The following is a 10,955-nucleotide window of genomic DNA, read 5'->3' as shown; positions in this document are numbered from 1 at the left end:
AGGTCCGTCTCAGCGGCCCATCCAGCGTCCCGTCAGCACCTCAGCGCCGCCGGTGAAGGGGCTTCTACGGTTACACCAACCGACTCGCAACCCCTTTTTTCAAGACTTGTCATTTTTCTTCCAAATTTCTCTGTCATGCTCAGCTTTCCGGCAGTTCCGATCGGCTGATACGCCCCGATAGCTGTTCTGAGGTCAGGCCGATCGGGCGAACAAGCGTTGCGGTGACGGCAACCGCAGCACAAGCAGAACGATGATCGCCCCCATGTAAAGCAGTGGCTCGATCTGGAAGCCCTTCACCAGCATCACAAAGTGGAGCCCGCCCAACAGGGCCGCACCGTAGACCAGCCGGTGCAGCTGCCGCCAGCGTTTGCCACCAAGACGGCGGATGGAGAGGTTGTTGGAGGTCAACGCCAGCGGGACCAGCAGGGCAAAGGCCCCCATGCCCACGGTGATATAAGGCCGCTTGACGATATCCTGCCAGATCAGCGCCGGCACCTGCACGTCGAGGACCAGCCATGTGAGCAGGTGAAGGAAGACATAGAAGAACGCGATCAGCCCCACCGCCCTGCGGAACCGCATCAGGTTGATCCCCAGGAAACGGCGCAGCGGCGTGATGTACAGCCCCGCGATCAGGAGTTGCAGAGCCAGCTCCCCCAGCGCGTGTTCGAGCGCCGAGATCGGTTCGACCCCGAGCCCGCCAGTGGAGCCCTGCCACAAGAGATAAAGCGCTGGCAGTGGCGCGAGGAAATAGAGCGCCCAGGCGGGCACCCGCCGTAGGCCGCCGTTGAGGCCGTCGCGCATCCGCACGAGCCGCGGCGCGGAAGCGCCGGAAACACCGTCGTTCATGTAATCGTCCTTCGATCGGCGTGGCATCGCCACCGCGGGTCAGAAGTTGCGCGAAAGATCCATGCCCTCGTAGAGACCGGCGACCTCGTCTTCGTAGCCGTTGAACATGAGCGTCGGCTTGCGCGAAGCAAAGAGCCCGCCGCCGATCTCGCGCTCCGTGGCCTGGCTCCAGCGCGGGTGATCCACCTGCGGATTCACGTTGGAATAAAAGCCGTATTCGCTGGGGTTCGACTTGTTCCATGCGGTCGGTGGCTCACTGTCCACCACAGAGATCCGGACCACCGACTTGATCGACTTGAAGCCGTATTTCCACGGCACCACCAGCCGCAGAGGCGCGCCGTTCTGGCGCGGGATATCCCGGCCATAGATACCAGTGGCCATGATGGTGAGCGGGTTCATTGCTTCATCGAGGCGCAGGCCCTCGACATAGGGCCAGTCGAGCACGCGGCGCGAGACGCCGGGCATCTCTTCGGGGCGCAGCACGGTTTCGAAAGCGACATACCTCGCCCCCGATTGCACACCCGCAAGGCCCAGAAGATCCGCCAGTTCAAACCCGGTCCAGGGCACGACCATCGACCATGCCTCGACACAGCGGAACCGGTAGATGCGCTCTTCGAGGGTCATCTTCGACATGATGTCCTCGAAGGTGTAATTGCCGGGGCGGTCCACCAGCCCGTCGATCTTCACCGTCCATGGCGCGATGGTCAGGTCACCGGCATAACGGGCAGGGTCATCCTTGCCGGTGCCGAACTCGTAGTAGTTGTTGTAGCTGGTGATCTCTTCCCAGCTGTTGGGCTCGAGCCCTTCGGCAGCGTGGGCGCCACCGGCGAAACCGGCAGCGGCAAGGCCGCCAAGGCCCGCCATGATCTGCCGGCGGTTCAGCCAGGCGGCCTCGTCCGTGACGTCTTTTTCCGTGAGATCCGGTGTCCATCTGAATGCCATTGCGTCCTCCTGTCGCGTCCTGCCCGTATCCGAGAAGGTAAGCGGGAAAACGTTACACCCAAAGGAAACTCGCCTCACTTTGAGGTGTTGGGACTGTAACTTGGCCGGATCTTGTTGAACGGGATTGACGCGCCGTCGGGCTGAACGATGCGCACATGGCGCCGCCGCATCTGGCGCGGTTCGGACACGCCGACGGAATGGGCGATGGTCTCGACCTCCTTGATCACCGCCTTGGCGTAGTTGGCGACCTTGATATACTTGTCCTCGACCACCAGGCCCTTCTGAAGGCGCGGATTGTGAGTGGTGATGCCGGTAGGACAGGTGTTGCGGTTGCACTTCAGCGCCTGGATGCAGCCCATCGAGAACATGAAGCCCCGCGCCGAGGTCACGAAATCCGCCCCAAGGCAGATTGCCCATGCCACGTCGGCGGGGTTCACCAGCTTGGCCGAAGCGACGATGCGGATGCGATCCTTGAGACCATAGCGGTCGCGCAGGTCGACCATGCGCGGCAGCGCCTCGCGGATCGGCATGCCCACGAGGTCGATCAGCGGCATGGGCGCGGCGCCGGTGCCGCCTTCGCCGCCGTCGATGGTGATGAAATCCGGTGCGCTTTGGGGGCCGCGCTCCACGATCAGCTGGAACAGCTCTTCCCATGCATCGGACGAGCCGATCACCGTCTTGAAGCCCACCGGCTTGCCCGAGACCTCGCGGATATGCCCGACCATGTCGAGCAGCTCTCCGAAGGTGTCGATTTCGGGGTGGCGGTTGGGCGAAATGCCCGGCTGCCCAACCCGAAGCCCCCGGATCAGCGCCACCTCTTCGTTGACCTTCTCGCCAGGCAGGATGCCGCCCTTGCCGGGTTTGGCCCCCTGGGCCATCTTCAGCTCGAACATCTTGACGTTTGGCTTGGCGGCAACGTTGCGCAGCTTGTCATCGTCAATCCGCCCGTTTTCGTCCCTCAAGCCGAACTTGGCGGTGCCGATCTGGAAGACGAGATCGCAATCGGCCACCTCGTGATAGGGCGACAGCCCCCCTTCCCCGGTGTTGAGCCAGATCCCCGCCTTCGCCGCGCCCTTGCTCAGCGCCTCGACCGCGGGCTTCGAGATCGCGCCATAGCTCATGCCCGAGATGTGGAAGATCGACTTCGCAACATACGGCGTCCGCGCATGCGGGCCAATCACCATGGGCTCGGTCGAGGCGAATTCATCATCCAGCGGCGGGAAGATCGCGTTCACGAAAATCGGCGTGCCGGGAATGTTGAGATTGCGGGTGGACCCGAAGGCGACGGTGTTATCCTTGCCCTTGGTGGCATGGTAGACCCAGTCGCGCTGCGCCCGGTTGAAGGGCATTTCCTCACGGTCCATGGCAAAGAAGTACTGGCGAAAGAATTCCCCGAGCTTGGTGAACAGACCGCGGAAGCGTCCGATGACCGGGTAGTTGCGGCGGATGGCGTCACCGGCTTGCGTCTTGTCGATGATGTAAAGCCCCAGCACCGCCAACACGGCAGCGCCGATGATGAAGATGAACAGAAGGGCGACGAACTGCAGGGCGTACATGGGGTGGCGGCTCCAGCGGATCCCGTGTGATGCGCGCGGCTTGGCGCGGCGTTTGAGAGATCCTTAACAGCGATCCGGTTGCGAGCAATGGGCAAACGTTGCAGGTCCGCCATGCGAGGCCCTTCGCCGCCATGCCCGACCTGCCGGCATCCCCCGACCAGGGCCACGCCGCGGCCTTTGGCAGCATGCAGCCCCAGCGGACACCGTCGTTGCCACAGACCTGCCCCATTATGCCCCCTGACCGGGGCCATGTCACAACAAGTGCAGGCGGCAGTTTCACCGACTGATCGCGGCACCGCTCGCAAAGAAAAAGGCCCGCCATGGGGCGGGCCTTTCCTGTGTCAGTCGCGCTTGGAACCTGTCTCAAAGCGCTTGAAGCGCGAGGCAGTGCTCGACGCTGGTGCGCGCTCAGTGCACGACCTTTGCGCTCTCTCAGTGCACCACGGCATCGTCCGGGCGCGGGCGGGTGCTGGCCCCGACCCGCTCACCGATAAGCAGGCCCTCGGCCCCGGCACTGACCGTTACGATATCGCCATCGCGGATGTCTCCGCCCAGCAGCATCTCGGCCAGCGGATCCTGAAGGGCCCGCTGGATCACCCGCTTGAGCGGACGTGCCCCGAACACCGGATCATAGCCTTCCTCGGCCAGCCACTTGCGCGCGTCTGCATCGAGCGTAAGCGTGATCTTGCGATCCGCCAGCCGCTTGAACAGCCGGACAAGCTGGATATCCACGATCCCCGACATGTCCTCGCGCTTGAGCCGATCGAAGATGATCGTCTCGTCGAGCCGGTTGAGGAACTCGGGCCGGAAATGCGCCCGGACCGCATCCATCACGTCACGCCGAGCACCGGCGCTGTCCGCCCCCTCGGGAAGCTGGCTGAGCGCCTGGCTTCCGAGGTTAGAGGTCAGGATGATCAGCGTCTGCTTGAAGTCCACCGTCCGGCCCTGACCATCGGTGAGCACGCCATCGTCCAGCACCTGCAGCAGCACGTTGAACACGTCCGGATGCGCCTTCTCGACCTCGTCGAACAGCACCACTTGGTAGGGACGCCGACGCACCGCCTCGGTCAGGACACCGCCCTCGTCGTAGCCGACATAGCCCGGAGGCGCACCGATCAGGCGGGCGACGCTGTGTTTCTCCATGAACTCGGACATGTCGATGCGCACCATGGCGCTGTCGTCGTCAAAGAGGAACTCGGCCACCGCCTTGGTCAGCTCGGTCTTGCCCACGCCGGTCGGCCCGAGGAAGAGGAACGAACCCAAGGGCCGGTTCTCGTCATTGAGCCCGGCGCGCGCACGGCGCACGGCATTGGCCACGGCCTTGACCGCCTGCCCCTGTCCAACGACCCGCTTGTGCAGCCCGTCTTCCATGCGCAGCAGCTTCTCGCGCTCGCCCTCCAGCATGCGGCTGGTGGGAATGCCGGTCCAACGTTCCACGACCTCGGCGATCTGCTCGGGACGCACAGCCTCTTCGACCATGATGTCGCCCTCGGCCTCCTCGGCCTCCACAAGCTGCTTTTCCAGCTCGGGGATCCTGCCGTACTGCAGCTCACCGGCCTTGGCGAAGTTGCCCTCGCGCTTGGCGATCTCGAGATCGGCGCGCAGCCGGTCCAGCTGTTCCTTGAGGTCACGGGCCGAGGCAAGCTTGTCCCGTTCGGCCTGCCACTGCGCGGTCATCTCCGCCGAGCGTTCCTCCAGCTCCGCCAGTTCCCGTTCGAGCGTTTCCAGACGGTCCTTCGACGCCTGGTCGTCCTCGAGCTTCAGCGCCTCGACCTCGATCTGCATCTGCAGGATATTCCGGTCGAGCTGGTCGAGCTCTTCCGGCTTGCTGTCCACTTCCATGCGCAGGCGCGACGCGGCCTCGTCCATAAGGTCGATGGCCTTGTCCGGCAGGAACCGGTCGGTGATGTAGCGCTGCGACAGGGTCGATGCCGCCACCAGCGCAGAGTCGCTGATCCGCACGCCGTGGTGCAGTTCGTACTTTTCCTTGATGCCGCGCAGGATCGAAATGGTGTCCTCGACCGTCGGCTCCTGCACCATCACGGGCTGGAAGCGGCGGGCAAGAGCCGGATCCTTCTCGACGTGCTTGCGATATTCATCAAGTGTGGTCGCGCCGACGCAGTGCAGTTCACCCCGCGCGAGCGCCGGTTTCAGCAGGTTCGAGGCATCCATGGCCCCGTCCGCCTTGCCCGCACCAACAAGGGTGTGCATCTCGTCGATGAAGAGGATGATCTCGCCAGCGGCAGCCTCGATTTCCTTGAGGATGGCCTTCAGACGCTCCTCAAACTCGCCCCGGTACTTCGCACCGGCGATGAGCGCGCCCATGTCGAGCGCCATCAGCCGCTTGTTGCGCAGGCTTTCCGGCACATCGCCGTTGACGATCCGCAGGGCAAGACCCTCAGCGATGGCAGTCTTGCCGACGCCGGGCTCACCAATGAGCACCGGGTTGTTCTTGGTCCGGCGCGACAGCACCTGCATGGAGCGGCGGATTTCCTCATCCCGACCGATAATCGGGTCGATCTTGCCTTCCTCGGCAGCCTCGGTAAGGTCGCGGGCGTATTTCTTCAGAGCCTCGTAACCATCCTCTGCCGAGGCGCTGTCCGCAGTGCGGCCCTTGCGCAGATCGTTGATGGCCTCGTTGAGCTTCTGGGGCGTGATCTTGCCTGCCTCCAGCGCGTCCTTCGCGCCGGATTTCTCGATGGCAAGCGCCATGAGCACGCGCTCCACCGGGACAAAGCTGTCACCGGCCTTGGTCGCGATCTTCTCGGCCTCGTCGAGGACACGGGCGGTCGCGGCATCAAGGTACACCTGACCACTGTCGCCGCCAACCACGGGGATCTTCTTGAGCTTTTGGGCAAGCGTATCCGTCACGCGCGACGGCTGACCACCGGCACGGGTGATGAGGTTCGCGGCAAGCCCCTGATCATCGTCCATCAATGCCTTGAGCAGGTGTTCGGGCGCCAGACGCTGATGGCTTTCCCGCATGGCAATGGTCTGCGCAGCCTGCACGAATCCACGCGACCGTTCAGTGAACTTATCCAAGTTCATGGTATTCTCCTTCGAATAAGCGCCCGGATGAAAGTCCCACGCCCGCGAGGCGGCACGTGGAGGGTTCGGGCCTCGGTTCTAAGATGGGTGAGCTGACGCAGCTGTTCAAGACCTGTGATCACGCAAACGTGGGCACCGAATGTTGCGAATGTTCCCGGTATGTATCTTCTCACAACGGGAAGAGGGATGACCGCGGAAAGCATACTGCCGAGGCCAGGCGCGGCGGACTCGACGGGCCGGAACCTGAAGGGGCGAAAGCGGAGATCGCGTCATTGAGTTCCGGCCTTGCTGATCGAGAGATTGCTGGTCGCCCCACCCCGGGTGTCCCTGAAGAAAGTCGCGATGCGCCGTCGCATCCCTGCCTGCGCGATCGAAAAACTGAGGTGCGTACCCAAATACTGCACCGGCGTGCAGGATCTGTCTTTCGTTGAGGGTGTTCTCGCCGCATTGCGCCTGCTGGACCGCACCGGCTGATCCCCGCTTCGGGGCCACCCCCCCAAATCCCTTGGCAAGGGATTTGCCGCGCGGCTCGGCTGGTGCTTGACGCCGGAGGACACGCGCCCCATGACGGGCCAAGCCAGCCTGCAGGAGTGTCCCGATGTCCGATGCCAACACCACTGACCGCCTCATTGTCGCCCTCGACGTGCCCAATGCCATCGAAGCGCTGACCCTGACTCAGCGGATGGGCGATGCCGTGTCGTTCTACAAGATCGGCCTCGGCATGCTTACCGGCGGCGGCCTTGCCCTTGCCAACGAGCTCAAGCAGGAGCACGGCAAGCGGATCTTCCTCGACATGAAACTGTTCGACATTGGCCAGACCGTCGAGAACGCAGTGCGCGGCCTCGCGCAGTTCGACCTCGACTTTCTCACCGTTCACGGTGATCCCCATGTGGTGCGCGCTGCCAAGGCGGGGGCTGCCGGGACCGACCTCAAGATCCTCGCCGTGACCATCCTGACCTCGCTCGACCGGAGCGATCTCGATGACGGCATGATGCGCGGCGGCGACATCGCCGACCTCGTGGTCGAGCGCGCCGACCGGGCCTTCGATGCGGGGGCCGACGGCATCATCGCCTCGCCGAACGAGGCCGCGCGCATCCGTGCCCTGGGCAGCGCCGACGGCCGCCTCATCGTCACTCCCGGCGTGCGCCCGGCAGGCGCTGCAGACGATGACCAGAAGCGTATCGCGACCCCGGCTGCTGCCATCGGCGCCGGTGCCGACCACATCGTCGTGGGTCGCCCGGTTTGGCGGGCCCAGAACCCGCGTGATGCCGCGCTCGCGATCCAGGCCGAACTTGGCGCCTGACGCCTGAAATCTGCCTTCTGAAGAACGGCGCGCGCCAACGGGGCGCGCGCCCTCTGGCAAGGAAACCGGCCAACGCCGCGCCTGTCCTGCCGCCGCTTTTCCCTTCGAGACATCCCCTGAAACGCCGCCCTCACCGGGACTGCGTCGGCAAGATCACGCCGCCGCTCACGAAACCGTAAAACGTGTTTCGGGAACGTCTGTGGATATTTTCGCGTTAGCAGATCAAACAAAGTCAGGAGACATCCGATGATCCAGAGCAGCGCTCAGGTCGGCAATCTGACCTACAATGCCGCCGAGAATTCCTTTCAGGCCCTCGTGACCTTCCACACCGATGAAGGTCGCCTCCGCGTCGCAAGCAGTTATCCCGCGACGCTCGACACCGACGAAGCCACGGTAGAGCGTGGACTTATTGCCGACGCCATGCGCACCCGCAAATCCGGCATCGGCCTGCAGTCGCGCACCCTGTCCCAAAAGCATCCCGAGGCGACCCGCGAGCCGCAGATGCCGCCGCCCAACCGTCCGCGTGGACCGCTGGACCTGCTGCGCTGGCTGCAAAGGCAGGCCGCCTGAGCGCCCTGCACCGGCGCGCCGTCAGTGATCGGCGCGCCTGCGAGCCTCGGCGAACGCGATGTAGGCCTCTAGCATCATCTTGAAATGCGGTATCGCGTCGTCCCGCGCGACATATTCTGCGGGCGTTATGGTCATCCAGCCATACCCTTCGTCCCCGAACACGATGTCATGTGCCCGATCCGCCGGCAGCCTCGCTGCAAAAAACCATGACGTCCCGTGCATCTGTTTCCACTGCAGCATGTCCGCCGTCACCGACAGCCCCACCTCCTCGCGCGTTTCGCGCAGAGCACAGTCCTCGGGGGCCTCGTCGCCTTCCTTGCCGCCCCCGGGAAAGTCGAGGTAGCCGGGCCAAGGAATGCCAGGCGTGTGATCGCGCCGGATGACGAGCAATTCGTCTCCGAGAAACAGCATCAGTTTCGCACCTTCGTAGCTCATGAGATGGCCCCCGGACGGCTTGGGATATATACTGCCCACATAGTCACCGATACTGGAATTGCCAGCCATGCCCGCGCTCTGCCGCGATTGCCTGACCAGCTTTGACGAAGGCACGCGCTGCCCCGCCTGCGGGCGGCCACGCATCGTGCGCCATGATGAGTTGTGGGAGCTGTCCATCGCCCATATGGATTGCGATGCGTTCTATGCCAGTGTCGAAAAGCGCGAGAACCCCGAACTCGCCGACAAGCCCGTCATCATCGGTGGCGGACGGCGCGGCGTGGTGTCCACCGCCTGCTACGTGGCGCGCATCAGGGGTGTGCGGTCGGCCATGCCCATGTTCAAGGCGCTGGACCTTTGCCCTGACGCAGTGATCCTGAAGCCGCGCGGCGCGCTTTATGCCGAGGTTTCGAAAACCATTCGCGGCTTCATGGAGGAATTGACGCCCTCGATCGAGCCGCTGTCGCTGGACGAGGCATTTCTCGATCTTACCGGGACGGCGCGGCTGCATGGCCACCCCCCGGCGGTCATGTTGGCGAAACTAGTGAAACGCATGCGCGACGAACTGGGGCTGACTGGATCGATCGGCCTGTCGCACAACAAGTTTCTTGCCAAGATCGCCTCCGATCTCGACAAGCCGCACGGCTTTTCGGTGATCGGCAAGGCAGAGACGCAGGCATTTCTGCGCCCCAGACCGGTGCGGATGATTTGGGGCGTGGGCCAGGCCACGCAGGAACAGCTGGACCGGGCGGGCATCCGGACCTTTGAGGACCTGCTGCGCTGGGAGCGGCGCGACCTCATCCATCGCTTCGGCGGCATGGGCGACCGGCTCTGGCACCTCGCGCGTGGCGAGGACATGCGGCGCGTCACCCGCAACGCTCCAGTCAAATCGATCTCGAACGAGACCACCTTCAACGAGGACACCGGTGACGAGGGCATCCTTGACGGCAACCTGTGGCGCATGTGCGAGAAAGTCGCTGACCGCGCCAAGGCCAAGGGTCTTGCGGGGCGGGTGGTGACTCTCAAGCTCAAGCGCGCGGATTTCAAACTGCTGAGCAAGCGCCACACGCTGGGCGATGCCACCCAGATGGCCGACCGCATCTACCGCGAAGCCCGCCAAATGTTTGATCAGGTCGGCCCGCGTGGGCCCTACCGGCTTATCGGTGCAGGGCTATCCGAACTTGTCCCGGCGGATCAGGCTGACAGGCTGGGCGACCTGCTCGACCCGCAAGCGGCACGGCGGGCGCGGGCCGAACGAGCCACGGATGCGATCCGCCAGCGTTTTGGCGCGGATGCGATCACCAAGGGGCGTGGACTGCGCTAACTTCGCGCGACCTGCACTCGGACCTGCAGCACCAGACGAAGGCCCCCTGTCGGACATTTCAAGCATGAGCTCAGCGCGGGGCCGGGCGACAGAACAGCTACCGGTGCCCTGTCTGCGCAGACCCTGAGACATTGACTTTGCCCTGCCTCAGCTACCCCGGCGCAGCAGCGCGTCTTCTTCGTCCTGCACGTCGTAGCCAAGCGCCTCGAGGCCGGCCTCCAGGTGGTCGGCAACATGTGGCGTACCGATGAGGTAATCTGCGGTCGGCGTAGACGCTTCGGCCATGGCCGTGGCATAGGCCTCGTCCCATTCATCCGCGTCGAAGGCATCGCGCCCGATCCACATGATTGCAACCAGCGCGGCCTGCTCCTCTTCGGTCATGCGATCGACGAGGCCGCGCAGTTCGCCTTCGCCGCGGTCCAGCTCGCGGGCGAGCAAGATCACCTGAGCCACCGTCCTGATGCTGAGAGCTTCCATGTCATCGACCTCCTTCACGTGAGGGCAGAATGTCCGCGTGGGCCTCGCGCGTCCTTGATCCTGCTCAAGTGGTGAAGATCAGTAGAGATCCCAGTCGTCATCGTTCGGCAGCTCGCCAATGGCGAGCCAGGACATGCGCGCCCGGGCGACGCGGCTGTCGCACCAGGTCCGGAACACAAGCTCGAAGCCAGTGGCGGTGACATTTTCCGCCTGAACGTCTGCACGTATATTCGCCCCTTGGTCCATGTCCCACAGCGACAGCGCCACCTGCACCGTGGGCGGCTCTCGGTAGCGCTCGGAAAAGGTCACGGCCTTGCGCCGCTCGCGCGTGCCGTCCCCGGTCCACATGTCGCCGCCACTGGCGAACTCCGAGAACACCTCGGTGTTTCCCTGGTCGATCCCGATCCGGGCGGCGAGCATCTTGCGCATGGGTGGTCCCTGATGGTGCTACGGCGAG

At 64.1% G+C, this 10,955-nt stretch carries 11 protein-coding genes; 4 read left to right on the top strand and 7 right to left on the bottom strand.

Going from position 1 to position 10,955, the window contains the following annotated elements:
* Nucleotides 1-192: 192 nt before the first annotated feature.
* The 4 genes from msrQ to clpB all read right to left on the bottom strand — a co-directional run bounded on the left by msrQ (nt 193) and on the right by clpB (nt 6,392).
* Entirely contained in the window at nt 193-801 is a 609-nt protein-coding gene (msrQ, locus tag IEX41_RS16060) for a protein-methionine-sulfoxide reductase heme-binding subunit MsrQ (protein ID WP_188791290.1), read from the bottom strand.
* An 84-nt stretch (nt 802-885) separates the two neighbouring features.
* A complete protein-coding gene (msrP, locus tag IEX41_RS16055; protein ID WP_188791266.1) occupies nt 886-1,788 on the bottom strand; it encodes a protein-methionine-sulfoxide reductase catalytic subunit MsrP in 903 nt (300 codons plus the stop codon).
* Between the two features lie 74 nt (nt 1,789-1,862).
* A complete protein-coding gene (locus IEX41_RS16050) occupies nt 1,863-3,344 on the bottom strand; it encodes an FMN-binding glutamate synthase family protein (protein ID WP_188791265.1) in 1,482 nt (493 codons plus the stop codon).
* Between the two features lie 432 nt (nt 3,345-3,776).
* Nucleotides 3,777-6,392: an ATP-dependent chaperone ClpB gene (gene clpB, locus IEX41_RS16045; RefSeq protein ID WP_188791264.1), complete on the bottom strand. Its 2,616-nt coding sequence runs from the start codon at nt 6,390-6,392 to the stop codon at nt 3,777-3,779.
* Nucleotides 6,393-6,677: 285 nt separating this feature from the next.
* Here clpB and IEX41_RS16040 point away from each other — a divergent pair, with 285 nt between their 5' ends.
* The 3 genes from IEX41_RS16040 to IEX41_RS16030 all read left to right on the top strand — a co-directional run bounded on the left by IEX41_RS16040 (nt 6,678) and on the right by IEX41_RS16030 (nt 8,265).
* A complete protein-coding gene (locus IEX41_RS16040) occupies nt 6,678-6,866 on the top strand; it encodes a hypothetical protein (RefSeq protein ID WP_188791263.1) in 189 nt (62 codons plus the stop codon).
* A 124-nt stretch (nt 6,867-6,990) separates the two neighbouring features.
* Nucleotides 6,991-7,695, top strand: a complete 705-nt coding sequence (gene pyrF, locus IEX41_RS16035; RefSeq protein ID WP_188791262.1) for an orotidine-5'-phosphate decarboxylase — start codon at nt 6,991-6,993, stop codon at nt 7,693-7,695.
* A 246-nt stretch (nt 7,696-7,941) separates the two neighbouring features.
* Nucleotides 7,942-8,265, top strand: a complete 324-nt coding sequence (locus tag IEX41_RS16030; RefSeq protein WP_188791261.1) for a hypothetical protein — start codon at nt 7,942-7,944, stop codon at nt 8,263-8,265.
* 21 nt (nt 8,266-8,286) lie between these two features.
* On the opposite strand, the gene IEX41_RS16025 is transcribed toward IEX41_RS16030, so the two are convergent.
* Nucleotides 8,287-8,700, bottom strand: coding sequence for an NUDIX hydrolase (locus IEX41_RS16025; protein WP_188791260.1), 414 nt, complete (start codon nt 8,698-8,700; stop codon nt 8,287-8,289).
* 67 nt (nt 8,701-8,767) lie between these two features.
* Here IEX41_RS16025 and IEX41_RS16020 point away from each other — a divergent pair, with 67 nt between their 5' ends.
* The gene (locus IEX41_RS16020; protein WP_188791259.1) at nt 8,768-10,021 is read left to right on the top strand and encodes a DNA polymerase IV; all 1,254 of its coding nucleotides are present in this window, start codon (nt 8,768-8,770) and stop codon (nt 10,019-10,021) included.
* Between the two features lie 147 nt (nt 10,022-10,168).
* Here the strand turns inward: IEX41_RS16020 and IEX41_RS16015 are convergent, their stop codons facing one another.
* Together IEX41_RS16015 and IEX41_RS16010 are read right to left on the bottom strand one after the other, a co-directional pair.
* Nucleotides 10,169-10,498 (bottom strand): DUF3775 domain-containing protein, encoded by a 330-nt coding sequence (locus tag IEX41_RS16015; protein WP_188791258.1) that lies wholly within the window; start codon nt 10,496-10,498, stop codon nt 10,169-10,171.
* Nucleotides 10,499-10,576: 78 nt separating this feature from the next.
* Complete coding sequence (locus tag IEX41_RS16010; RefSeq protein WP_188791257.1) at nt 10,577-10,927, bottom strand: H-type lectin domain-containing protein; 351 nt, start codon at nt 10,925-10,927, stop codon at nt 10,577-10,579.
* Between the last annotated feature and the right edge of the window lie 28 nt (nt 10,928-10,955).

The sequence above is a fragment of the Salipiger pallidus genome (assembly GCF_014643635.1).
Taxonomy (GTDB): Bacteria; Pseudomonadota; Alphaproteobacteria; order Rhodobacterales; family Rhodobacteraceae; genus Salipiger; species Salipiger pallidus.
The sequence above is the reverse complement of the archived record's forward strand: the minus strand, read 5'-3'. Positions and strand labels throughout refer to the sequence as shown.